A 22,117-nucleotide genomic window follows, 5' to 3' on the forward strand; every position below is an offset into this window, starting at 1 on the left:
CGTACTGCGCCGTACTGCGCCGCGACAGGCGAACGTTTGGCACTCCCAGTACAGGAAACTAGTTTCCTGAGAGGAAACTGCTTCTCTCCAAGAAACTACTGGAGGTCGTCATGACCGACCGACCGGCACCGGCCGAGGCCGCCCGCGCGCTGCAGGACGCCGGCGCACGCAGGGACCAGGCCTTCGACTCCGCCACCGACGCGCCCTGGGTCTACGCCGTGTTCGGGGCAGCGCTCTTCCTGCTCATGGCCGCGCCCGACTTCCTCGGAGACGGCGCCGACGCGTGGACGTCCTGGGCTCTGGCCGCGCTCGCCATCGGTTACGCGGCCATGCTGCGCACCCGCCGCGGCTCCACCCTGCTGGGCAGGCCGAACCGCCTGCGCAGGGAGGAGATCTCACCGAAGTTCACGCGGTACCACCGCCTGGGGATCCTCGCGGTCGTGGTCCTGGGCCTCGTGCTCACGTTCGTGGCGCACGGGGACCTGTCGGTCCCTTACCTGCGGACGATTCTCGGGGCTGTGCTCGGCGGCGTGTGCGTCTTCTTCGGCCGCCGGCTCCAGCGGTCGCTGCTGGCGGCGGCACGGTCGGGGGCGCCGGGAGGGACAATGACCGGTCATGGCAAGAAGTGACCTCGACCCGCTGCTGCTCGATCCGACACGCCTGTCCATCGTGTCGCTGCTCACGGGGGTGGAGTGGGCGGAGTTCTCCTGGGTCCGCGAGTCGGTGGGCCTGTCCGCCTCCGCCCTCTCCAAGCAGGTAACCACGCTCGGCGACCGCGGTTACGTGGAAGTGGACAAGGGCTACGTCGGCAAGCGCCCCAGGACCTGGCTGAACCTGAGTGCCGAGGGCCACCAGGCACTCCAGTCCCATCTCGCCGCGCTACAGGCGATCGTCGACGAGTCACGCCGGACGGCCGAGGCCTACCAGCCGGAGCCGACGAGCACCGCGCAACCGCGACGCCGGCGCCCCGGACAAATCGGCCGGGCCAAGGGCGAGCCCGCCTAGCACCACAGATCGGCGAGCAAGCGGTTCACGGAGTCGGGCCGATCCTGGTGCGGCGAGTGGCCGGCGCGCGGAACCCGCACGTGACGGGCACCGATCCGGTCCGCGACGGACTCGCCGCAGGCCATCAGGGCCTCGCCGGAGAAGGCGCGGTACTCCGGGTGCGCGGTCTCCCAAGTGCCGTTGACCACCAGCTTCGGGTAGTCGGCCCCAGCAAGAGCAGCCAGCGGTATGTCGGCGTCCCACACCGGGCGCTCGGCCATCGCCGACACGGCGGCACGCAGCAGGCCGGGCGTGAACTCGGGTGCCGGAAGGCCATAGTCCTCGGTCGAGTACCGCAGGTACTCCTCCGGGCTCATCGGCTCACGCGCCTCGCCGAAGGCGGCCCGGATACGGGCCAGCGCCTGCCCGACCACCGGGTTCTCCTCGGCGATGCGCAGCGTGGACGGCTCGATCAGCGTCAGCGAGTGGACGACATCCGGACGGCGCGCCGCCGCGAGCATCGTGCCGGCGGCACCGTAGGAGTGGCCCACCAGGTGGGCCCCGGAGCCGAGCAGCACCGCGATGTCCTGCCCATCCACCTCGTAGTCACTGCGCTCGATGTCCGGGCTCCGCCCGAACCCGCGCCGATCCATCAGCTCCAGCCGGAACCGCTCCGCGAGCGGGCGCTGGCCCCGGAAGGAGTCGGTGCCCCAGGACATCGTGCCGTGCACGAGAAGCGCCCGGGGCGCGGTCGCCGCCGCCCCGTCCTGCCACAGCGTCACATGAACCGGCCCGTCATCCATGCGTCCGACACTACGGGGCACCAAGACGGCCCGGCACCACAACTGAGCCGAACAAAACGGCCCTTCACAACACCCCGGCGCTCCCCTGCGTCGGCTTCGCCAGCGGCCGGGCCCTGAATCCCGCCGCCGCGCGGAGCTCGTCGGCTCGGCGCGCCACGTCCACCTGCGCCGGGATGCGGCGGAAGGTGTCGGGGACACGGTCGATGACGATCCCCGCCTCCTCGGCCGCCTCGTAGGCGGTCATCTCCTCGCGGCACTCGACGCACACGCCGTTGATGAGCGGGCTGACGTTGTCCGGTACGTCGCAGCCGATGCAGACCATCACCACACGGTCGACGTAGGCGCGTTCCTGGATGGGCTCGGGGGGCATCTTCTTCTCCAGTCGGGTACGGGCGATCGCGCCGGGGCTGTGCAGCGTGGGCGGCAGGCCCTCGGTCAGCGAGCGCGTGAGGTGTTGCGGTGTGGCGACGCGCGCGAACCACTGCGCGGCCAGGGGCTCCAGCGCCGCGCACTCGGCGGCGGAGAGCGTCATGCGGGGCTCGGCGCGGCCGAGCCGCTGGAGCGCGCGGTAGGCGTCGGAGGGCGTGGGCGATGTGGTCATCGGGGGCGCCGGGTCCGGGGGCGTGGGCGTGGGCTCCGCGTCGGACTCTCCGCCCGCCTCGGCCGCCCGCGCGCGCCGCGCCCGTTCGGTGAGGTCGATGCCGCGCATGCTGTCCACGAACGTCCGCCACCAGTCGTCCTCCCGCGGCGTGCGGGAGAAGAACGTGTGCGTCACCCAGCGGAAGGTGTTGTCGTCGAGTTGCAGGTGCTCCTTGATCCGGCGCAAGTGCCCTGCCTCCGAGAGGAAGTTGAGCGCCTTGCCGCACGCCTGCTGGCCGTAGTCGGCGAGCTGGGACGCGAGGGCCTTGTAGCCGATCGCGGTGCCCTCGGGCATGCGGTCGATGTACGCGGCGATGGCCGCTTCCCTCGTGCGCAGGTGTGCGAAATCGTGGGCGCCGCGCGGGCGCTGGTCGGGGGCGCTCCGCTTGCCGTATCCAGGCTTGGCCTGGGGGTGTGCGGGCGCGGGCAGGGCAGCATTAAGGTTGGCGGCAGCCATCGTCGAAACGCTCTTTTCGGTGCGTGGTCAGGCTCCGCGCCCGGTGTTCTCAGCACCGGCCGGGGCCGCTTAACGCTTCGTACGCTAAACGGTGGACACGCTCCGGCGCAAGCCGATCACGGAAAGCGATCCCTCCTCGTCAGCGGGGGCTTGGGGGGAAGGGTGGGTATCCCAAACCACCCCTTCAACCAACAGGGAGCCCGAGGCCCGGCGCCCGGGACCCGGGGCTCAAGCTCCGGGCCGACCTGCGCACACGGCCCGGCGGGTGCGGGGGCCGTCGCTCGTGTGACCACACGGCCCGGCACGATCCGGTCTCGTCCTTCGCCACAGCCTTACGCCGCGTTATCACCTCTTCGATGTGTTTTGGATCGGTACGACCGATCTCGCCCTGTTTGGCTTGTAGCGTGGGCCAAGATCGTTCGATCCGCCCGGCCCTGGACACGGCCGACTGGCGGGCCAACGACCAAGCACAGTGCCGAAATGACGCCCCATCACCTTGAGGGCCGGCCCCTGAGGCCCTGCCCTCGCACGAAGGGAAATCTGTGATCTCGAAGAGCAAGAGGGTCGCGCGCGCCCTGGCGGTCTCGCTCGCCACGGCCGCCGCCCTCACCATCTGCACGAGCGGCAATGCCTACGCCATCAACCACGTCGAATGCCGTGGCGGGGAGCACTTCCTGAAGATCTGGTCGCACAGCGGCGGCAGACAGAGCGTCGACTGCTACGCGAACGCCGGGCGGACGGACTTCGGCAACTGGTGGGTCGACAAGATCTCCACCGGCAACAACGACCTGATCTACTACGACGCCAACGGCGACTCGGTGAAGATCAAGCGCTGGACCGTGATGACGTTCCCCAACCGCCCGCCCAAGGTCAAGTCCATCGAGATCCTGTGACGCGTTGACACCGGATCGCCGGGACGTGCCGTCCGGTCACGCTTCTACGGGCGTGACCGGACCGGCCGCCCGCTCGCGGCCCCACTCGGCCAGCGGCCGGAGGGCGTCATTGAGGCGCGTGCCGTCCTCGGTCAGCGAGTACTCGACGCGGGGCGGCACCTCGTCGTAGGAGACGCGGCGCACGACGCCGTCCGCCTCCAGTTCGCGCAGGTGCGAGGCCAGCACCTTCTCGGTGATGCCGGGAAGCAGTCTGCGCAGCTCGCCGAATCGGCGGCATGGGTGCTCGTGGAGCGCCCAGAGGATCAGCACCTTCCACTTGCCTCCGATCACCTCCATCGCGGCGTCGATCCCGCACACGTGTCCGCCGGGTGCGCCCGGCCGGTTCAGCGTCGCCATTCCCCCACCCCTCCTACGTGCTCGCTCACCCCCGGGTAACCACCCACCCTCAAGTGCGTACTTGATCGCTCCGGGGCCGGCGACCAGCCTCATCAGCATGACACGCAACAGAGTTGAGAAGACTTCCTGCACGCTGCTCGGCCTCGGCTCGATGGGTACCGCGCTGGCGCGTGCCTGGCTTGCCGCCGGACACCCGCTCACCGTCTGGAACCGTACACAGGCCCGTGCGACGGCACTCGCCACCGAGGGGGCACAGCTCGCGGACAGCGCCGCCGAGGCGGTCCGGGCGAACACCCTGATCATCCTTTGCCTGCTGGACGACGCCTCGGTCGAGGAGGCGCTGGCCGGGACCGACCTGACCGGCAGGGACCTGGTCAACCTGACCACCAGCATCCCTGCCCAGGCCCGCGCACGCGCCCAGTGGGCGCGCGAGCGCGGCGCCCGCTACCTGGACGGCGGGATCATGGCCGTCCCCTCGGTGATCGGCGTCCCGGGGGCAGGCGGCTACGTCCTCTACAGCGGCTCGCGGGAACTGTTCGATCAGTACGAGGAGATCCTGGCGGCCCCGGCGGGCGCCACGTACGTCGGCGATGACGCCGGTTTCGCGGCGCTCTACGACGTCGCCCTGCTCAGCGCCATGTACGGAATGTTCGCCGGGGCCGCTCACGCGTTCGCCCTGATCCGCGAGGAGGACATCGACCCCGCCTCGTTCGCCCCGCTGCTCGCAGGCTGGCTCGCCGCGATAGCCCCGTCGGTCCGCCAGACGGCCGAGCAGCTGCGCAGCGGCGACTACACCCGGGGCGTCGTCTCCGACCTCGCCATGCAGGTCGCCGGCACGCCGACCTTCCTGAGCACCGCCGAGCAGCAGGGCGTCAGCCCGGAGCTGCTCAGCCCGTACTTCGAGCTGATGCGCCGCCGCCTGGCCGAGGGCAGCGGCGATGAGGGCCTGGCGGGCGTCATCGACCTGCTGGTGCGCTGACCGGTACCGCCGCACGGGAGTGGGCGCCCACGGGTGGGGCTCCCGGGCCGCCCGGGTACAGCCGCCGTCGCCCTCAGCGCGCCAGCCGCCGCGCCGCTTCCGTCGCCCAGTACGTGAGGATCATGCTCGCGCCCGCGCGCTTGATGCCCGTCAGCGTTTCCAGGATCGCCGCGTCGCGGTCGATCCAGCCCTTCTCCGCGGCCGCCTCGATCATCGCGTACTCGCCCGAGATCTGGTACGCGCAGACCGGCACGTCCGACTCGTCCGCGATGCGCGCCAGGATGTCCAGGTACGGGAGGGCGGGCTTGACCATCACGATGTCGGCGCCCTCCTCCAGGTCGAGCGCCAGCTCGCGCAGGGACTCGCGGGCGTTCGCCGGGTCCTGCTGGTACGTCTTGCGGTCGCCCCGCAGCGACGAGCCGACCGCCTCGCGGAACGGGCCGTAGAAGGCGGACGAGTACTTCGCGGTGTACGCGAGGATCGACACGTCCTGCTTGCCGATCGCGTCGAGCGCCTCGCGGACCACGCGGATCTGGCCGTCCATCATGCCGCTCGGGCCCACGACGTGGACGCCCGCCTCGGCCTGGACCCTGGCCATCTCCGCGTACCGCTCCAGCGTCGCGTCGTTGTCGACGCGGCCGTCGGGCGTGAGGACGCCGCAGTGGCCGTGGTCCGTGTACTCGTCGAGGCAGAGGTCGGACATGACGATCAGGTCGTCGCCGACCTCCGAGCGCACGGCCCGGATCGCCTGCTGGAGGATGCCGTCCGGGTCGGTGCCCGCGGTGCCGAGCGCGTCCTTCTTGGCGTCCTCGGGCACGCCGAACAGCATGATCCCCGAGACCCCCGCCGACACGGCGTCCACCGCCGCCTTCCTGATCGTGTCCAGGGTGTGCTGCACGACACCGGGCATCGCGGCGATCGGCACGGGCGCGTCGGCGCCCTCACGCACGAACGCGGGCAGGATCAGGTCGGCCGGGTGCAGCCGCGTCTCGGCGACCATCCGCCGCATGGCGGGCGTGGTGCGCAGCCGCCGGGGGCGGACGCCGGGGAACGAACCGTGGACAGTCATGGAAGTCGCCTCGTGCCAGTCGGATCGGGTCGGTGTGATCGGCCGGGTCGGTCGGACCGGTCGGGTCGGTCGGACCGGTCGGGTCTCTTACACGCTACGCCCGGCCGGACCGGGCATTTGCCGACGGCGCGTCGGCCCCGTCGAGCAGCAGTCTCGCGGCCACCGACGCCCCGTCCCCGCGGAGAGTCCCGGCCACCGTCCGCGCCCGGTCCCGGGTACGCGGCGCCAGGGCCGCGGCGAGCGCGGCGGACAGCGAGCCGGCGGTCGGCACGGGGCCGTCGTGCGCTGCGCCGATGCCCAACTCGGCCACGCGGTCCGCCCAGTACGGCTGGTCCGCGATCTGCGGGACCACCACCTGCGGCACGCCTGCCCGGGCGGCCGTCGCCGTGGTACCCGCACCGCCGTGGTGCACGACGGCGGCCACCCTGGCGAACAGGGCCTGCTGGTTGACCTCGCCGACGACGACGCAGTCCCCGGCGCCGTCGACCGGGGCCATGCCCGCCCAGCCGCGGGCGAGAACGACGCGGTGGCCCTGCGCGCGGACCGCCTCGATGGCCACCCGGGCCATGTTCTCCGGGAGGTGCGAGGCCATGCTGCCGAAGCCCACGTACACGGGCGGCGCGCCGGCCGCCAGGAACGCTTCGAGCTCGTCCAGGAGCGGGCGGTCGTCCGGGAGGGCCCAGGCCCCGGTCTGTACGACGTCGAGGTCCGTCATGCCCTGCGCCGGGCACAGCACCGGGTCCGCCGCCAGCCACGGCCGGGCGGTGAAGACGTGGTCGCGGACGTTGACCACCGGTGGCAGGCCGATCGCCGCCCGGTGGTTGTTCACCGCCTCGCCGTACAGGGCGTTCACCCGCTGGGCGTCCTGCTCCCACAGGGTCCGGTTGTCGGTCTCGTCCGGGGAGGACTGCCTGCCAGGACGCGCCCCCGGCGGGAAGTGCCGCGACGGCAGTCCGAAGATCTGGAGGCACGCGTGCACGTAGCGGATGCCCAGCTTCTCGGCCACGTCCGGTGCGCCGGCCGGCATCAGCCCGCTCGCCAGCAGCACGTCGCACCCCTCGGCCTCGGCGGTGAGCGTGCCGAAGCGCGCCGCGACCAGCTCGCGGGCCAGCCGGAACGCGTCCTCGGGCGTCGGCCGGCTCGGCCGGGCGACCACCGAGTGGACCGTCGGGCCGAGCGGCACCATCGGCACACCGGCCCGCTCAAGCAGGGCCACGAACTCCTCGTCGGGCGGCGCGCACACCGTCGCCCGCGCGCCGAGTTCCCGCAGCGCCACCGCCAGTGCGGCCAGCGGTTCGACATCACCGCGCGAACCCCACGTCGTCAACAGCACACGCACTTCGCCACTCCCGGTTTCCGTAGGTTCTGTCCTTGAGGTTCCGTCCTTCGGACGCCGATTTTGCGGTATTACGGGGGTCTTGCCACAAGCCCAGGGGTGCGCTATACGTTGAGAGTGGCGAGGAGAGCGAAGCTCCCTCGCCTTCACCGTCTCCACGCACGACTGAGGCCCCCGGGGCGGTTCCCCGGGGGCCTCAGCGGTGTGCGGCAGTCGTCAGGTCGTGCGCCGCCTGCGCGCGCCGGGGCGGCGCTCGCTCGGGCGGGTGACCGGGTCGCCCGCCTCCAGCGCGGCCGTGCGGCGGGCAGCACCGAACGCGGCCAGCGCCTCCGCCAGTCTGTGCACCGACGGCTCGGGGGACATGACGTCGACCCGCAGGCCGTGCTCCTCCGCCGTCTTCGCCGTGGCGGGGCCGATACAGGCGATCACCGTGACGTTGTGCGGCTTGCCCGCGATGCCGACGAGGTTGCGCACCGTCGAGGACGACGTGAACAGCACCGCGTCGAACCCGCCGCCCTTGATCGCCTCGCGGGTCTCGGCCGGCGGCGGCGACGCGCGCACCGTCCGGTACGCGGTGACGTCGTCGACCTCCCAGCCCAGCTCGATCAGCCCGGCGACGAGCGTCTCCGTGGCGATGTCGGCGCGCGGCAGGAAGACGCGGTCGATCGGGTCGAAGACCGGGTCGTACGGCGGCCAGTCCTCCAGCAGCCCCGCGGCCGACTGCTCGCCGCTCGGCACCAGGTCCGGCTTGACGCCGAAGTCGATCAGCGACGCGGCCGTGGCCTCGCCGACCGCCGCGACCTTTATGCCCGCGAACGCGCGCGCGTCGAGCCCGTACTCCTCGAACTTCTCCCGCACCGCCTTGACGGCGTTGACGGACGTGAAGGCGATCCACTCGTAGCGGCCCGTCACCAGGCCCTTGACCGCGCGCTCCATCTGCTGCGGCGTGCGCGGCGGCTCCACCGCGATCGTCGGCACCTCGTGCGGCACCGCGCCGTACGACCTGAGCTGGTCGGACAGCGAGGCCGCCTGCTCCTTCGTGCGCGGCACGAGCACCTTCCAGCCGAACAGCGGCTTGGACTCGAACCACGCGAGCTGATCACGCTGGGCGGCGGCGCTGCGCTCGCCCACGACGGCTATCGCCGGCTGGTGGCCCTCGGGCGACGGCAGCGCCTTCGCCTGCTTGAGCGTCACCGCTATGGTGCCGAGCGTCGCCGTCCAGGTGCGCTGGCGCGTCGTCGTGCCGGCGATCGTGACGGTCATGGGGGTGTCGGGCTTGCGGCCCGCCGCGACGAGCTCGCCCGCGGCGGCCGCGACCGTGTCGAGCGTGGTGGAGACGACGGCCGTCGCGTCGCTCGCGCCGACCTCCGTCCAGCACCGCTCGCTCGCGGTGCGCGCGTCGACGAACCGTACGTCCGCGCCGTGCGCGTCCCGAAGCGGAACGCCCGCGTAGGCGGGGACGCCGACCGCGGCGGCGATACCGGGCACGACCTCGAAGCGGATGCCCGCGGAGGCGCAGGCCAGCATCTCGCGGCCCGCGTCACCGTCGAGCCCCGGGTCGCCGGGGACGGCACGGACGACCCGCTTGCCGCCCCGCGCGGCCTCCATGACAAGATTGGCGGCATCCCTGATCGCGGGGATACCGGCGGCTGTTGACGCGTCATCAACAACCGTCAGTGCGGGCGTGCTCACACCGGCGCGGGCATGGGTGCGTACGACGTCGAGCACCTCGGGCTCGGCGATCAGTACGTCCGCCCCCGCAAGCGCCTCGACGGCGCGCAGAGTCAGCAAGCCCGGGTCTCCGGGTCCGGCACCGAGGAAGGTGACGTACCCCGATGCGGAGTAGGCCGGAAGGTCAGTCGTGGTGGGGCTCAAAGTGCTCGCTCCCCCATAAGACCGGCCGCACCTTTGGCAAGCATCTCGGAGGCGAGTTCGCGGCCGAGCGCGATGGCGTCCTGGTGCGACACGGGTACGGGACCGGTGGTGGACAGCTGCACGAGCGTCGAGCCGTCGGCGGTGCCGACGACGCCACGCAGGCGCATTTCGTTGACAATCTGCCCGTCGGCCAGCAGGTCGGCGAGTGCTCCCACGGGAGCGCTGCAGCCGGCCTCCAGGGCGGCGAGCAGGGACCGCTCGGCGGTCACGGCGACCCGGGTGCCCGGGTCGTCGAGCTCGGCGAGCAAGGCGGCGAGGTCTACGTTGACCGCGGCGCACTCTACAGCGAGCGCCCCCTGGGCGGGGGCGGGCAGGACGGTGCCGGCCGACAGTACGTCGGTGACCTCGCCGCTCCTGCCGAGGCGGTTCAGGCCCGCGGCGGCGAGCACGACGGCGTCGAGCTCTCCCCCGCGGACGTAGCCGATCCGGGTGTCGATGTTGCCGCGGACCGGCACGATCCTTATGGCGCGGCCGATGCCGCGCGCGTGGGCGTGGAGCTGTGCGGACCTGCGCGCGGAGCCCGTGCCGACGCGGGCGCCGTCGGGCAGGGCGTCGAACGTGAGCCCGTCGCGCGCGACGAGCACGTCACGCGGGTCCTCGCGGCGTGGCACGGCGGCGATGACCAGCTCCTCGGGCTGCGCCGTCGGCAGGTCCTTGAGGGAGTGCACCGCGAAGTCGATGTCGCCGCGCAGCAGCGCGTCACGCAGGGCGGTGACGAAGACACCGGTGCCGCCGATCTGCGCGAGGTGCGCGCGGTTCCTGTCGCCGTACGTGGTGATCTCGACGAGCTCGACGGGGCGGCCCGCGTGTGCGGCGACGGCGTCGGCGACCCGTTGGGACTGTGCCTTGGCGAGCGCGCTGCGCCGGGTGCCGAGTCTCAGCGGACGGGCGGCGCCCTCGGATGCGTGAGCGGTGGGTGTCGTCGTCATGCCCGGCCTCTGTCGGCGCGGCTGACGGCGGCGACCGTCTGCGGGTCCAGGTCGAACAGCTCGCGCAGCGCGTCCGCGTACCCGGCGCCGCCGGGCTCGGCCGCGAGCTGCTTGACGCGCACGGTCGGCGCGTGGAGCAGCTTGTCGACGACGCGCCGCACCGTGTACGTGATCTCGGCGCGCTCCTTGTCGTCGAGGCCAGGCAGCCTGCTGTCGAGGCGGGCGATCTCGCTGCTGACGACGTCGGCGGCCATGGCGCGCAGCGCGACGACCGTCGGCGTGATGTGGGCGGCGCGCTGGGCGGCACCGAACGCGGCGACCTCCTCGGAGACGATCGCGCGCACCCGGTCGACGTCGGCGGCCATGGGCGCGTCGGCGGACGCCTCGGCGAGCGTCTCGATGTCGGCGAACGTGACGCCGTCGACGCGGTGGGCCACCGCGTCGATGTCGCGCGGCATGGCGAGGTCGAGCAGGAAGAGCCTGGCGGCGTCCGACCGCGCGGCCGCGGCGGCGCGCACGGCGTCGCCGGTCAGGACGAGGCCGGTGGCGCCGGTGCAGGACACGGCGATGTCGGCGGCCGCGAGCTCGCGCTCGACGGCGGCCATCTCGACGGCGCGTGCGTGCACGCCGGTGCCGCCTGGCTGCTGGAGGATCTCCACGAGCCGGTCGGCCCTGGCGGCCGTGCGGTTCGCGACGACGATCTCGGCGACGCCCGCCCTGGCGAGGGTGGCGGCGGCGAGCGACGACATGGACCCGGCGCCGACGACGAGGGCGCGCTTGCCCCTGGCCCACGCGTAGACCCCGTCGGCGCCCGCGAGCTGTTCGAGCCCGAAGGTGACGAGCGACTGGCCCGCGCGGTCGATGCCCGTCTCGCTGTGGGCGCGCTTGCCGACCCTGAGCGCCTGCTGGAACAGGTCGTTGAGCAGGCGTCCCGCGGTGTGCAGGTCCTGGCCGAGCGCGAGGGCGTCCTTGATCTGGCCGAGGATCTGCCCCTCGCCCACGACCATGGAATCGAGGCCGCAGGCAACCGACAGCAAGTGGTGTACGGCCCTGTCCTCGTAGTGCACGTAGAGGTGGGGGGTGAGCTCGTCGAGCCCGACGCCGCTGTGCCTGGCGAGGAGCATGGACAGCTCGGCGACGCCCGCGTGGAACTTGTCGACGTCCGCGTACAGCTCTATGCGGTTGCAGGTGGCGAGGACGGCGGCCTCGGCGGCGGGCTCCGCGGCCAGGCTGTCCTGCAACAGCTTGACCTGGGCGTCCGCCGGGAGCGACGCGCGCTCCAGGACGCTGACGGGGGCGCTGCGGTGGCTCAGTCCCACGACGAGGAGGCTCATGCCGGCATCACCGCCGGCAGCTCGCCGTCGGGACCCTCGCGGTCGGTGCGCGCACCGTCGCCCGCGGGACTTGACGATGCGCCGTCCTGCGCGACCGTGGTCGGTGGCGGCGCGGCCACGTCCCGCACGTCCTCGCCGGCCTTGCGCTGCTCGTGGAAGGCGAGGATCTGGAGCTCGATGGAGAGGTCGACCTTGCGCACGTCCACGCCGTCGGGCACGGAAAGGACGGTCGGCGCGAAGTTGAGGATGGACGTCACCCCGGCGGCCACGAGCCGGTCGCACACCTGCTGGGCGGCGCCGGCGGGCGTGGCGATGACGCCGATGGAGACCCCGTTGTCCCGGATGATCTCCTCCAACTGGTCGGAGTGGCGCACCGGGATGCCCGCGACGGGCTTGCCCGCCATGGCCGGGTCGGCGTCTATCAGCGCGGCGACCCGGAACCCGCGCGAGGCGAACCCGCCGTAGTTGGCGAGCGCAGCGCCGAGGTTGCCGATACCGACGATGACGACGGGCCAGTCCTGGGTGAGGCCGAGCTCGCGGGAGATCTGGTAGACGAGGTACTCGACGTCGTAGCCGACGCCGCGCGTGCCGTAGGAGCCGAGGTAGGAGAAGTCCTTGCGGAGCTTCGCGGAGTTGACCCCGGCGGCCGTCGCGAGCTCCTCGGAGGAGACCGTCGGCACCGAGCGCTCGGAGAGTCCGGTCAGGGCCCGCAGGTACAACGGGAGCCTGGCGACGGTGGCCTCGGGAATGCCACGGCTGCGCGTCGCCGGTCGGTGCGTTCGGCCAGTTGCCACGGTGCTCCTGCGGGATGAGCGGGGTTGCAGGCGGTCGTGCGTTGGGTGGCCGCCCCGTCGAATGCAGGCTATGTCTTTGTGAACGCGTGCACAAAGATGGTGTCCGTTTTGTCCGACCAAAGTGACCGGGGTCACGCGCATTGATCGCCTCGCGATGGAACCACCAACGAGGTCAGGCCATTGCCCCCGGCCGAGCCGCGCGTCCGCCCGCGCCCCGCGTCCGGGAAGCCTCGCGCCGGGGTCCGGGACCGGCCGCGCCCCGCACTCAGGACCCGGCCAGCTCACGGCGCAGCCGCGCTTCGTCGACCCGCCAGAACGTGTGCTGCTCGCCGTCGACGAACACCACGGGGATCTGCTCCCAGTGGGCCTCGCGCAGCGCCTCGTCCTCATTGATGTCCTTCTCCTCCCACCTCGCGCCCGTCTGCGCGCACACCCGCTCCACCACCGCACGTGCGTCATCGCACAGATGGCAGCCCGGTTTGGACAGCAGCGTCACCGTGCGCACGCGCGCGCCCGCCGCGGCGGGCGCCGCCCCCGCACCCTCGCCGTCCTTCTTTCTGCGCCGCATCAGAGGAGTCATGACGCCATTCTCCGCCTGCGCGGGGCCGCGGCCCGCCGGTTGTCCACAGCCGGCCCGCGTTCTCCATATGTGCTGATGAACACATCGGACAGCGGGTGTTCACCTCCCGGGCGTCCCTTCGCGACGGGAGAGCGGAACGGACTGGCTATGCTCACCACATGGCCGCATGGGGATGGCTCACTCCGCGCAGGCGCTCCGCCACAGCCAGGAGCGTCCTGGCGGGCGAGGCCGCGGCGGAGGCAGCACGCAAGTCGACCGCCGACGTCGCGCTCGCGGAGCCGGAGACACTCAAGGAACCCCCGGGGACACTCGCGGAGGCCCCGGAGGAACGGGTCCCCGACTTCCCGGTGTTCGGGGACGTACGCGCCGCCGCGTTCTTCGACCTCGACAACACCGTGATGCAGGGCGCCGCGATCTTCCACCTCAGCAAGGGCCTGTACAAGCGAAAGTTCTTCCAGCGGCGCGAGCTGGCCAGGTTCGCCTGGCAGCAGGCGTGGTTCAGGCTCGCGGGCGTCGAGGACCCCGACCACATGCAGGACGTGCGGGACTCCGCGCTGTCCATCGTCAAGGGCCACCGCGTGGCCGAGCTGAGAGCCATCAGCGACGAGATCTACGACGAGTACATGGCCGACCGCATCTGGCCCGGCACGCGCGCGCTCGCCCAGGCCCACCTCGACGCCGGCCAGCGCGTCTGGCTCGTGACGGCCGCGCCCGTGGAGACCGCGACGATCATCGCGCGCAGGCTCGGCCTGACCGGCGCGCTCGGCACCGTCGCCGAGTCGGTCGGCGGCGTCTACACCGGCAGGCTCGTCGGGGAACCGCTGCACGGGCCCGCGAAGGCGGAGGCCGTCCGCGCGCTCGCCGCGGCCGAGGGACTCGACCTCGCGCGCTGCGCCGCGTACAGCGACTCGCACAACGACATCCCGATGCTCTCCCTCGTCGGGCACCCGCACGCGATCAACCCCGACGCGAAGCTGCGCAAGCACGCGCGCGAGCGCGGCTGGCGGCTGCGCGACTACCGCACGGGCCGCAAGGCCGCGCGCGTGGGCATCCCGGCGGCCGCCGGCGTGGGCGCGCTCGCGGGCGGCACGGCCGCCGCCGTCGCGCTGCACCGCCGCAGGCGCTGACCGCCCGCCGGAACCGCGCAACGCCCGGGGTGCGTCACCACCCCGAGGAATGTGCCGCGAGTCACACCGCCCGTGCGAATACCGGCGCTCTGTCCGATTACCGAAGCCCGCCGACGCCCACGTCACCGCCATAGCGATCAGATCTTGGCGCAATCCGATCAGTAACCGGTCACCATCCGCTATCGGAACCATCGGGGAGCCGTCACCGAAGCGACCTAACCGGTGAATTTAGCAACTGGGTGTAGCACGCCCTGTACGAAGCGTTATTCTCCTCAGACGCATAACGGACCCCGCGCATCGCCACGATGAGTGAAAGGTCCCGCACTGCACGTGATGGAAGCTCTGCCTCTGGGAGTCCCGTGTACCCACACGTCGGGGTTGACGCCTCGGGCCTGGCTACGCTGCGCGCAACGGTCCTCGACCATTTGCGCGGTCTTGTCCCCACCGCGTACGCCGTCCCCGCTATTGCCGTTTCCGCCGTCCCCACCGGTTTCGCCGCATCGGCCGTCCCGGCCCCTGCCGTGAGCGGCCCTGCCGGACCTTGCTATGCCCTCGCGAGCGGCGGCGCCGCGGTCGGCAGACGAAGCGGCCGCGCCCGCAGCGCGTCCGGCACCGCCACGGCCACCGCGCGCCGGCCGACCGCCGACAGCGACAGCGGCCGCATGATGGAGCTGGTCGAGCGCGCCCAGGCCGGCGAGGCCGAGGCCTTCGGCCGGCTCTACGACCAGTACAGCGACACCGTCTACCGGTACATCTACTACCGGGTCGGCGGGCGGGCCACCGCCGAGGACCTCACGAGCGAGACGTTCCTGCGCGCCCTGCGCCGGATCTCCACGTTCACCTGGCAGGGCCGCGACTTCGGCGCGTGGCTGGTCACGATCGCGCGCAACCTGGTCGCCGACCACTTCAAGTCCAGCAGGTTCCGGCTCGAAGTGACCACGGGCGAGATGCTGGACGCCAACGAGGTCGAGCGCAGTCCCGAGGACTCCGTCCTCGAGTCCCTCTCCAACGCGGCCCTCCTCGAAGCCGTGCGCAGGCTCAACCCGCAGCAGCAGGAGTGCGTGACGCTCCGCTTCCTCCAGGGCCTCTCGGTCGCCGAGACCGCCCGCGTCATGGGCAAGAACGAGGGAGCGATCAAGACCCTCCAGTACCGCGCCGTGCGGACGCTCGCCCGGCTGCTGCCCGACGACGCGCGCTGAGCCGGGGCCGCCCGGCGAGCAGTTCCCAACGCCCGTTTCATCACGCTCCGTTGATGACCCATCGACGCTCCGATTCGGGAGATTCCCGCGCGTAACCCAAGTGCCGGGCCGCTCGTTGTGCGGGATGCAGGCTCCCTGTGGCCCCCGCGGACGGGGGGCGATCCCGACCCGGACCCCCAGGGGAGTCGACCGTCATGACGAGAGGAGGTGCCGCCAGTGATCGCGAACGTCTCGGCACACCGGCGGGCGAACGCCTTCGCCCAGGCCCTGGAAGACAGGACAGGCCGCGGCTCGACGACGCCGCGGGCCGAGTCCGCCGACCCGGCAGAACCGGCCGGGCAGGGGCGGTTGTTGGGCCTGGCGAACGGCCTCGGGGCCGTGCCGAAGCCGGCGCTGGACCCGGAGGTCAAGGTGGTGCAGCGGGCCCAGCTCGTGGCCGCCATGCAGGCCATGGTCCAGGAGGGCGCGGCCGGCCTGGGAGCGGACCCTACGGTGCCGGAGCAGCGGACACCGAGGGGCGCGCACCGGGCGTCACCCCTCGGGCGGCTGCGGCCGAGGTCCCGCTGGTCGAAGAGTCTCGCCGCGGGCGGCCTCACGGTCGGTGTCGCGGCGGGCGCCTTCAGCGGAGTCGCCGCTGCCAGCTCCGACGCACTGCCCGGTGATTCGCTGTACGGGCTCAAGCGCGGCATGGAGGACATCAGGCTCGACCTGGCGGACAACGACTCCGCGCGCGGCGGCCTGTACCTCGACCATGCCTCCACCCGGCTCTCGGAGGCGCGAAGACTCATGGAGCGGGGCCGCGGCGGCTCCCTCGACCACGAGTCGCTCGCGGAGATCCGCCGCACCCTGACCGGGATGAAGAACGACGCATCCGAGGGCCACCGGCTGCTGCACGCCGCGTACGAGAAGAACGGCTCGCTGGCGCCCATGGCCACCCTGTCGTCGTTCGCCGCCGCGCACCGCCAGGCGTGGGAGGGGCTGCGCGGGCGGCTGCCCGTACAGCTCACCGACGTCGGCGACCAGGTCGACTCGGTCTTCGTCGCCATAGACGAGGATGTCGCGCCGCTCAAGTCCAAGCTGCCGCGGCCCGTACGGCAGCGGCCCGGCGCCGACGGGACGGGCGACTCCGCCGCCACCGGCTCGCCGGGCACCGGCAAGCACCGCAAGCCCTCGTCCGCCACCCCGAGCTCGGGCGAGAGCAATGGCCACAGCGGCACCGACGGCCACGGCACGCCGTCCCCGTCGGGCTCGAACGGCTCCGCGGGCTCGTCCCAGAAGGACGGCCTGCTCGGCGGCGCCGCCGGCGGCCTCGTCGCCCCGCCGTCCCAGGGGGCGACGGACCCGTCCGCGCCGCCGCAGGACGACGCGCCGGGCGCCCCCGGGCCCGACGTGACGATCCCGCCGCTGCTGCCCGGGCTCCTGCCCGGACTCGGCATCGACGAGCACGACGCGGACCAGTAGCGGCACGATCCGCAGGCGAGGGTGGCGGCTCCCGAGCACGGGAGCCGCCACCCTCGCGCATGGGGCGCGGTAGGTTGCCCGCCATGACCGAACTCGGCTCCGTCGCCTGGCCGCCCGCCCCGCTGAGAACCGAACGGCTCGTGCTGCGCGAACGGGAGGACCGCGACACCCCGGCCTTCATCGACCTGCTCGCCTCGCCCGAGGTGCACACCTACCTCGGCGGCCCACGCCCACGCGGCGAACTCGAACGCACGCTGCCCGGAGAGGTACGGCGGCGCCCCGGGCTCTTCGTGATCGAACGCGACGCGCGGATGATCGGCATGGTCCAGCTCGTCAGGTTCGAGGCGGAGGGCAAGGAGCACACCTGCCCGGACGTCGCGGAGGCCGAACTCGGCTACCTGCTCCTGCCGCACGCCTGGGGACGCGGCTACGGCACCGAGGCGTGCACCGCGGCACTCGCCTGGTTCGCCGCCGAGCGCCCCGGCCGGCCGGTCGCGCTGCGCACCCAGACCGCCAACGAACGCTCGATGCGGCTCGCGGCGACCCTCGGCTTCACCGAGGTGGAGCGCTTCCGCGCCTACGACGCCGATCAGTGGCTCGGCGTGTGGACGCCGCCCGCTCCGTCCGCCTGACCACGCGCGTCCGCCGGCCGTACGTCCTCGCCGTCCCCAGCGTCGTCGCCCAGGCTCGCGAGCAGGCGCAGCCCGTCCTCGGTGGGACTGCCGGGGGCCGCGGACAGCACCAGCAGCTCCATGCCCGACTCGTCCGGCAGCGCGAAGTTCTCCTGGTGCAGTTCAAGGAGCCCGACCAGCGGGTGCAGGTACGTCTTGCGCCCGTGCGTACGGGCCCGCACATCCGCCCGCGCCCACAGGCGGCGGAAACGCTCGCTGCCCATCGCCAGTTCGCCGATGAGCGAGGCGAGCCGCGGATCCTCCGGGTACTTGCCGGCGGCCAGGCGAAGGTGCCCGACCACGTCGAGCGTGCACTTCTCCCAGTCCGCGTACAGGCCCTGCGCGGCCTCCTCGAGGAAGATGTGCCTGGCCGTGTTCAGGCCCGGGATCGGCCGGCCGTGCAGGAGCCCGGCGAGGCGGTTCCCCGCGAGCACGTCCAGGCGGTGGTCCATGATCAACGCGGGCGTGCCGGCGACGAGGTCGAGGACGCGCAGCAGCTCGGGCCGTACCCTCCCGCCCGGCACCTTCGGGGAGCGGCGGCGCTGGGCGAGCCGGCACAAGTGCCCGCGCTCGGTCTCGTCGAGGCCGAGGACGCGGGCGAGCGCGTCGAGTACCTGCTCGGACGGCTGGGTCGCCCGGCCCTGCTCAAGGCGCACGTAATAGTCGACGCTCACCCCCGAGAGGTGCGCGACCTCTTCGCGGCGCAGCCCCGCGACCCGCCGGCGGCTGTCGGTGGCGACGCCCACGTCCGCCGGATCGACCCGGGCACGCCGGGTCCTGAGGAAGCCCGCGAGATCGTCCGTGCCGGCGGCGAGATCGTCCATGCACCCCAGTATGGGCACGGCGACGCACACGAAGGTGACCCTGCCGATACCAGGAAGTCCCGTCCGACGGTACGAGCGCCCCTGAACGCGAGCCGCCGCGGCGCGCAGGATCGAAGGCACCCGATGTCGAGAGCCACCGATCCCGAGGAGTCCCCGTGAAGACGCTCATCGTCCACGCCCACCCGGAGCCCGCGTCCCTCAACGGCTCGCTCAAGGACCTCGCGGTGTCGACGCTGGCGGCCGCAGGCCACGAGGTGCGGGTCAGCGACCTGTACGCGATGGGCTGGAAGGCCGCCGTGGACGCGGCGGACTACGGCTGCGACGCCTCGACCCCGCTGAAGGTCGCCGCGGACTCGGGCCGGGCCTTCGCCGCCGGGACGCTCACCCCGGACGTCCGCGCCGAGCAGGAGAAGCTGCTGTGGGCCGACACGCTCATCCTCCAGTTCCCGCTGTGGTGGTACTCGATGCCCGCGATCCTCAAGGGCTGGGTGGACCGGGTGTTCACGTACCGCTTCGCGTACGGCGTCGGCGAGCACAGCGACACCAAGTACGGCGAGCGCTACGGCGAGGGCACCCTCGCGGGCAGAAGGGCCCTGCTGTCGGTGACGACCGGCGGCCCTGAGCCGCACTACGCCGCCCGCGGCATCAACGGCCCCATCGACGACCTGCTGTTCCCGATCCAGCACGGCATCCTCTACTACCCGGGCATCGAGGTGCTGCCGCCGTTCGTGGTGTACGGAGCCGACCGGATGACCGGCGACGACTTCCCGGACATCGCCAAGGCCTGGGAGCAGCGCCTGCTCACCCTGGAGTCGACCGAGCCGATCGCGTTCCGGCCGCAGAACCTCGGCGACTACGAGATCCCCTCGCTGCGGCTGAAGGAGGGCCGCGAGGCCGCGGGCAGCACGGGGTTCGGGCTGCACGTGCGCCCCTGACCGGCGCCGAGGTACAGGGGCGGCGTCAGAAGAAGACCGACCTGCGGTCAACCAGCAGCGTGTACAGCGTGTGCTGGATCCGCTCGCGCACCTGGTCCGTCAGGTCGAACATCAGCATCGGGTCGTCCGCCGCCTCCGGCGGGTACCCGTCGGTCGCGATCGGCTCGCCGAACTGGATCGTCCACTTCGTCGGCAGCGGCAGCGCGCCCAGCGGTCCGAGCCACGGGAACGTCGGCGTCAGCGGGAAGTACGGGATCCCCAGCAGCCGCGCAAGCGTCTTGGAGTTGCCCAGCATCGGGTAGATCTCCTCGGCCCCCACGATCGAGCACGGCACGATCGGCACGCCCGCACGCAGCGCCGTGGAGACGAAGCCGCCCCTGCCGAAGCGCTGGAGCTTGTACCGCTCGCCGAACGGCTTGCCGAGCCCCTTGAAGCCCTCCGGCATCACGCCCACGACCTCGCCGCGGCCGAGGAGTTCCTCCGCGTCCGCCGTGCAGGCCAGCGTGTGGCCCGCCTTGCGCGCCAGCTCGCTGACGACCGGCAGCGTGAACACCAGGTCGGCCGCGAGCAGCCGCAGGCGGCGCCGCGCCGGATGGTGGTCGTGGATCGCGACCTGCATCATCAGCCCGTCGAGCGGCAGCGTGCCCGAGTGGTTGGCCACCACCAGCGCGCCGCCGTCGGACGGGATGTTCTCCACGCCCTTGACCTCGACGCGGAAGTAGTTCTCGTACACCGGCCTGATCAGCGACATCAGGACCTGCTCGGTGAGCTCCTCGTCGTAGCCGAAGTCGTCGACTTCGTACTCGCCCGTCACGCGGCGCCGCAGGAACGCAAGGCCGCGCGCGATCCGCTGCTCCCAGTCGGGGTGCCCGCCCGCCTCCGCTCCCCCGTCGCCACCGGGGCCCGAGGCCCCCGGCTCGGGCACGGGACGCAGCGGCGGGCGCTCCCTTCCGTCCGCGCCCTCGTGGCCGTCCGCCCGGCCGTGGCCGTCCTCGCGCCCGTGGCCGCCGGGGCGCCCCGTGCCCCGCCCGCGCGGGCGCTTCCCGCTCCCCTCGCCGAACGGGATCACCTTGGCATCGGCCATGTCAGTCGCGCTCCTTGCCCGCGCGGTCGCCCGCGCCGTCACCGCTGTCGTACTCCACGAACCCCGCCCGGCGCTTCGCGGCCGGACCGGCGGCCCTGCCCGCCACCGACGACAGCCGGTCCACCACCGCGCCCACCGTGCGGGGCGGCAGCAGCCCCTCGCCGCGGCCCCGCGCGAAGTCCTCGAAGGCGTCAGGCGTCGAGTACGCGGGCGAGAACCCCAGCGTCTCGCGCATCCGGGCCGTGCTGACGACCCTGCCGTGCGTCAGCAGCCTGATCTGCTCGGGCGCGAAGTCCGTCACGCCCGCCGTGCGCAGCGCGGACCCCAGCCACGTCACCGCGGGCAGCAGCACCGGCACCGTCGGCCTGCCGAGCCGCCGCGCGCACTGCGAAAGCAGCAGCACCCCGTCGCCCGCGACGTTGAACGTGCCGCTGCCGCGCGCGCCACTGCGCTCCTCGTCCGCGACGAGCAGCAGTACGTCGATGACGTCGTCCTCGTGCACGAACTGCAGCCGCGGGTCGTAGCCGAACACGGTCGGCAGCACCGGCAGCGAGAAGTACTCGCCGAGCGGGGTGTCAGCCGCGGGCCCCACGATGTTCGCGAACCGCAGCACCGACACCGCGACGTCCGGCCGGCGCCGCGCGAAGCCGCGCACGTACCCCTCGACCTCGACGGCGTCCTTGGCGAACCCGCCGCTCGGCAGCGAACGCACCGGCGTGGCCTCCGTGAACACGGCCGGGTCGTGCGGCGCGGACCCGTACACGCTGGTGCTCGACTTCACCACGAGCCGCCGCACACCGGGCGACTTCTGGCAGGCGCCGAGCAGCTGCATCGTGCCGATGACGTTGCTCTCCTTGACGGAGGCGCGGCTGCCACCGCCCAGCGCCGTGCCCGTCACGTCCATGTGCACGACCGTGTCGACGCGGTACTGCGCGAGCACCCGCGCCATGGCGGGCCGCCGGATGTCCGCGCGGACGAACTCCGCGCCGCCCAGCGCGTGCACCGGCGCCACCGCGTCCACCGCGACCACCCGCTCCACGCCGGGATCGCGCATCAGGCGCCGCACGAGACGGCCGCCGAGCCGCCGGGAGGCCCCGGTGACGAGCACCACTCTGCCCACGGAAAGCGCCTTTCCTCACGCCGGACATACGACATGGCGGCCCCTCCACCTATCCGGTGGAAAGGCCGCCACGGCGAACAGCGTGCCGTACGGCACGGCAATATCCCCGCGTCGCGCGCGGGGACACGCTCACTTCTTGTTGCGACGCTGCACGCGCGTGCGCTTGAGCAGCTTGCGGTGCTTCTTCTTGGCCATCCGCTTGCGCCGCTTCTTGATTACAGAGCCCACGACTACCCTCGCTCACTTCTTCTCACTCGGTGCGGGGCGTCTGGGCCCACACGACCTACGAAGGGCCACCCTACCCGCCGCCGAGTGACGGACGTAATCCGAGGGACGCCGAGCGGTACCGTCAGGCCGTTTCCACCCCCACGTAGGACTCCCGGAGGTACTCGTGAACCGCTTGCTCCGGGACCCGGAAGGACCTGCCCACCCGGATCGCCGGCAGATGACCACTGTGCACCAGCCGGTACACGGTCATCTTCGACACTCGCATCACCGAGGCGACCTCCGCCACGGTAAGGAACTTGACCTCGTTGAGAGGCCTCTCGCTGCCAGCAGCCATGACCCA

The 22,117-nt window shown here is 72.5% G+C and carries 24 protein-coding genes; 9 read left to right on the top strand and 15 right to left on the bottom strand.

Annotation, left to right across the window (positions count from 1 at the left end):
- The first annotated feature begins 110 nt into the window (after positions 1-110).
- Complete coding sequence (locus IH48_RS0129370; RefSeq protein ID WP_030911260.1) at positions 111-629, top strand: hypothetical protein; 519 nt, start codon at positions 111-113, stop codon at positions 627-629.
- On the top strand, positions 616-1,005 hold the full coding sequence (locus IH48_RS0129375; protein ID WP_078850130.1) for a winged helix-turn-helix domain-containing protein: 390 nt from the start codon (positions 616-618) through the stop codon (positions 1,003-1,005). The genes IH48_RS0129370 and IH48_RS0129375 overlap by 14 nt, the downstream gene beginning before the upstream one ends.
- On the opposite strand, the gene IH48_RS0129380 is transcribed toward IH48_RS0129375, so the two are convergent.
- Both IH48_RS0129380 and IH48_RS0129385 read right to left on the bottom strand, forming a co-directional pair.
- A complete protein-coding gene (locus IH48_RS0129380) occupies positions 1,002-1,787 on the bottom strand; it encodes an alpha/beta fold hydrolase (protein ID WP_030911265.1) in 786 nt (261 codons plus the stop codon). The two genes, IH48_RS0129375 and IH48_RS0129380, sit on opposite strands and share 4 nt — an antisense overlap.
- Before the next feature lie 64 nt (positions 1,788-1,851).
- Positions 1,852-2,883, bottom strand: coding sequence for a hypothetical protein (locus tag IH48_RS0129385; protein WP_051840838.1), 1,032 nt, complete (start codon positions 2,881-2,883; stop codon positions 1,852-1,854).
- A gap of 542 nt (positions 2,884-3,425) precedes the next feature.
- Here IH48_RS0129385 and IH48_RS0129390 point away from each other — a divergent pair.
- On the top strand, positions 3,426-3,776 hold the full coding sequence (locus IH48_RS0129390; protein WP_030911271.1) for a beta/gamma crystallin domain-containing protein: 351 nt from the start codon (positions 3,426-3,428) through the stop codon (positions 3,774-3,776).
- A 36-nt stretch (positions 3,777-3,812) separates the two neighbouring features.
- Here the strand turns inward: IH48_RS0129390 and IH48_RS0129395 are convergent, their stop codons facing one another.
- Positions 3,813-4,172, bottom strand: coding sequence for a winged helix-turn-helix transcriptional regulator (locus IH48_RS0129395; protein WP_030911273.1), 360 nt, complete (start codon positions 4,170-4,172; stop codon positions 3,813-3,815).
- 97 nt (positions 4,173-4,269) lie between these two features.
- Between IH48_RS0129395 and IH48_RS0129400 the strand changes: the two genes are divergently transcribed.
- Positions 4,270-5,151 carry an NAD(P)-dependent oxidoreductase gene (locus IH48_RS0129400; protein WP_030911276.1) on the top strand — a complete coding sequence of 294 codons (882 nt, stop codon included), beginning with the start codon at positions 4,270-4,272 and terminating at the stop codon, positions 5,149-5,151.
- Positions 5,152-5,224: 73 nt separating this feature from the next.
- On the opposite strand, the gene hemB is transcribed toward IH48_RS0129400, so the two are convergent.
- The 7 genes from hemB to IH48_RS0129435 all read right to left on the bottom strand — a co-directional run bounded on the left by hemB (position 5,225) and on the right by IH48_RS0129435 (position 13,128).
- The gene (gene hemB / locus IH48_RS0129405; RefSeq protein WP_030911279.1) at positions 5,225-6,220 is read right to left on the bottom strand and encodes a porphobilinogen synthase; all 996 of its coding nucleotides are present in this window, start codon (positions 6,218-6,220) and stop codon (positions 5,225-5,227) included.
- Between the two features lie 94 nt (positions 6,221-6,314).
- Positions 6,315-7,559 (bottom strand): glycosyltransferase, encoded by a 1,245-nt coding sequence (locus tag IH48_RS0129410; RefSeq protein WP_030911282.1) that lies wholly within the window; start codon positions 7,557-7,559, stop codon positions 6,315-6,317.
- 213 nt (positions 7,560-7,772) lie between these two features.
- Positions 7,773-9,431 carry a uroporphyrinogen-III synthase gene (locus IH48_RS0129415; RefSeq protein ID WP_030911286.1) on the bottom strand — a complete coding sequence of 553 codons (1,659 nt, stop codon included), beginning with the start codon at positions 9,429-9,431 and terminating at the stop codon, positions 7,773-7,775.
- Positions 9,428-10,420 (bottom strand): hydroxymethylbilane synthase, encoded by a 993-nt coding sequence (gene hemC / locus IH48_RS0129420; protein ID WP_030911289.1) that lies wholly within the window; start codon positions 10,418-10,420, stop codon positions 9,428-9,430. Before hemC ends, IH48_RS0129415 begins: the two co-directional genes overlap by 4 nt.
- The gene (locus IH48_RS0129425; protein ID WP_030911292.1) at positions 10,417-11,754 is read right to left on the bottom strand and encodes a glutamyl-tRNA reductase; all 1,338 of its coding nucleotides are present in this window, start codon (positions 11,752-11,754) and stop codon (positions 10,417-10,419) included. Before IH48_RS0129425 ends, hemC begins: the two co-directional genes overlap by 4 nt.
- Positions 11,751-12,548, bottom strand: a complete 798-nt coding sequence (locus tag IH48_RS0129430; RefSeq protein WP_030911297.1) for a redox-sensing transcriptional repressor Rex — start codon at positions 12,546-12,548, stop codon at positions 11,751-11,753. Before IH48_RS0129430 ends, IH48_RS0129425 begins: the two co-directional genes overlap by 4 nt.
- A gap of 265 nt (positions 12,549-12,813) precedes the next feature.
- A complete protein-coding gene (locus tag IH48_RS0129435) occupies positions 12,814-13,128 on the bottom strand; it encodes a glutaredoxin family protein (RefSeq protein WP_030911300.1) in 315 nt (104 codons plus the stop codon).
- Between the two features lie 158 nt (positions 13,129-13,286).
- Between IH48_RS0129435 and IH48_RS0129440 the strand changes: the two genes are divergently transcribed.
- The 4 genes from IH48_RS0129440 (at position 13,287) to IH48_RS0129455 (ending at position 17,547) form a co-directional block, all read left to right on the top strand.
- The gene (locus tag IH48_RS0129440) at positions 13,287-14,255 is read left to right on the top strand and encodes an HAD family hydrolase (RefSeq protein ID WP_030911303.1); all 969 of its coding nucleotides are present in this window, start codon (positions 13,287-13,289) and stop codon (positions 14,253-14,255) included.
- A gap of 359 nt (positions 14,256-14,614) precedes the next feature.
- Positions 14,615-15,454 (top strand): ECF subfamily RNA polymerase sigma factor, BldN family, encoded by an 840-nt coding sequence (locus tag IH48_RS0129445; protein ID WP_030911307.1) that lies wholly within the window; start codon positions 14,615-14,617, stop codon positions 15,452-15,454.
- A gap of 216 nt (positions 15,455-15,670) precedes the next feature.
- The gene (locus IH48_RS0129450) at positions 15,671-16,915 is read left to right on the top strand and encodes a DUF5667 domain-containing protein (protein WP_030911310.1); all 1,245 of its coding nucleotides are present in this window, start codon (positions 15,671-15,673) and stop codon (positions 16,913-16,915) included.
- An 83-nt stretch (positions 16,916-16,998) separates the two neighbouring features.
- A complete protein-coding gene (locus IH48_RS0129455) occupies positions 16,999-17,547 on the top strand; it encodes a GNAT family N-acetyltransferase (RefSeq protein WP_030911313.1) in 549 nt (182 codons plus the stop codon).
- Here IH48_RS0129455 and IH48_RS0129460 read toward each other — a convergent pair.
- Positions 17,505-18,410: a helix-turn-helix transcriptional regulator gene (locus IH48_RS0129460; RefSeq protein WP_051840840.1), complete on the bottom strand. Its 906-nt coding sequence runs from the start codon at positions 18,408-18,410 to the stop codon at positions 17,505-17,507. The two genes, IH48_RS0129455 and IH48_RS0129460, sit on opposite strands and share 43 nt — an antisense overlap.
- A 155-nt stretch (positions 18,411-18,565) precedes the next feature.
- Between IH48_RS0129460 and IH48_RS0129465 the strand changes: the two genes are divergently transcribed.
- The gene (locus IH48_RS0129465) at positions 18,566-19,345 is read left to right on the top strand and encodes an NAD(P)H-dependent oxidoreductase (RefSeq protein WP_030911319.1); all 780 of its coding nucleotides are present in this window, start codon (positions 18,566-18,568) and stop codon (positions 19,343-19,345) included.
- A gap of 25 nt (positions 19,346-19,370) precedes the next feature.
- On the opposite strand, the gene IH48_RS0129470 is transcribed toward IH48_RS0129465, so the two are convergent.
- The 4 genes from IH48_RS0129470 to IH48_RS0129485 form a co-directional block, all read right to left on the bottom strand.
- Positions 19,371-20,429 (bottom strand): lysophospholipid acyltransferase family protein, encoded by a 1,059-nt coding sequence (locus IH48_RS0129470; RefSeq protein WP_030911322.1) that lies wholly within the window; start codon positions 20,427-20,429, stop codon positions 19,371-19,373.
- Position 20,430: 1 nt separating this feature from the next.
- Positions 20,431-21,549 (bottom strand): NAD-dependent epimerase/dehydratase family protein, encoded by a 1,119-nt coding sequence (locus IH48_RS0129475; protein WP_051840841.1) that lies wholly within the window; start codon positions 21,547-21,549, stop codon positions 20,431-20,433.
- A gap of 129 nt (positions 21,550-21,678) precedes the next feature.
- Positions 21,679-21,777 (bottom strand): 30S ribosomal protein bS22, encoded by a 99-nt coding sequence (locus IH48_RS35380; RefSeq protein WP_003948845.1) that lies wholly within the window; start codon positions 21,775-21,777, stop codon positions 21,679-21,681.
- A gap of 121 nt (positions 21,778-21,898) precedes the next feature.
- On the bottom strand, positions 21,899-22,111 hold the full coding sequence (locus IH48_RS0129485) for a helix-turn-helix domain-containing protein (protein ID WP_030911328.1): 213 nt from the start codon (positions 22,109-22,111) through the stop codon (positions 21,899-21,901).
- Between the last annotated feature and the right edge of the window lie 6 nt (positions 22,112-22,117).

The organism is Streptomyces sp. NRRL F-5126 (genome assembly GCF_000721265.1).
Taxonomy (GTDB): Bacteria; Actinomycetota; Actinomycetes; order Streptomycetales; family Streptomycetaceae; genus Streptomyces.

What these genes read in the sequence shown, in the direction of transcription:
- IH48_RS0129370 (WP_030911260.1), top strand. Translation starts at nt 111, where the DNA reads ATGACCGACCGACCGGCACCGGCCGAGGCCGCCCGCGCGCTGCAGGAC.
- IH48_RS0129375 (WP_078850130.1), top strand. Translation starts at nt 616, where the DNA reads ATGGCAAGAAGTGACCTCGACCCGCTGCTGCTCGATCCGACACGCCTG.
- IH48_RS0129380 (WP_030911265.1), bottom strand. Translation starts at nt 1,787, where the DNA reads ATGGATGACGGGCCGGTTCATGTGACGCTGTGGCAGGACGGGGCGGCG.
- IH48_RS0129385 (WP_051840838.1), bottom strand. Translation starts at nt 2,883, where the DNA reads ATGGCTGCCGCCAACCTTAATGCTGCCCTGCCCGCGCCCGCACACCCC.
- IH48_RS0129395 (WP_030911273.1), bottom strand. Translation starts at nt 4,172, where the DNA reads ATGGCGACGCTGAACCGGCCGGGCGCACCCGGCGGACACGTGTGCGGG.
- IH48_RS0129400 (WP_030911276.1), top strand. Translation starts at nt 4,270, where the DNA reads ATGACACGCAACAGAGTTGAGAAGACTTCCTGCACGCTGCTCGGCCTC.
- hemB (WP_030911279.1), bottom strand. Translation starts at nt 6,220, where the DNA reads ATGACTGTCCACGGTTCGTTCCCCGGCGTCCGCCCCCGGCGGCTGCGC.
- hemC (WP_030911289.1), bottom strand. Translation starts at nt 10,420, where the DNA reads ATGACGACGACACCCACCGCTCACGCATCCGAGGGCGCCGCCCGTCCG.
- IH48_RS0129425 (WP_030911292.1), bottom strand. Translation starts at nt 11,754, where the DNA reads ATGAGCCTCCTCGTCGTGGGACTGAGCCACCGCAGCGCCCCCGTCAGC.
- IH48_RS0129435 (WP_030911300.1), bottom strand. Translation starts at nt 13,128, where the DNA reads ATGACTCCTCTGATGCGGCGCAGAAAGAAGGACGGCGAGGGTGCGGGG.
- IH48_RS0129440 (WP_030911303.1), top strand. Translation starts at nt 13,287, where the DNA reads ATGGCCGCATGGGGATGGCTCACTCCGCGCAGGCGCTCCGCCACAGCC.
- IH48_RS0129455 (WP_030911313.1), top strand. Translation starts at nt 16,999, where the DNA reads ATGACCGAACTCGGCTCCGTCGCCTGGCCGCCCGCCCCGCTGAGAACC.
- IH48_RS0129460 (WP_051840840.1), bottom strand. Translation starts at nt 18,410, where the DNA reads ATGGACGATCTCGCCGCCGGCACGGACGATCTCGCGGGCTTCCTCAGG.
- IH48_RS0129470 (WP_030911322.1), bottom strand. Translation starts at nt 20,429, where the DNA reads ATGGCCGATGCCAAGGTGATCCCGTTCGGCGAGGGGAGCGGGAAGCGC.
- IH48_RS0129485 (WP_030911328.1), bottom strand. Translation starts at nt 22,111, where the DNA reads ATGGCTGCTGGCAGCGAGAGGCCTCTCAACGAGGTCAAGTTCCTTACC.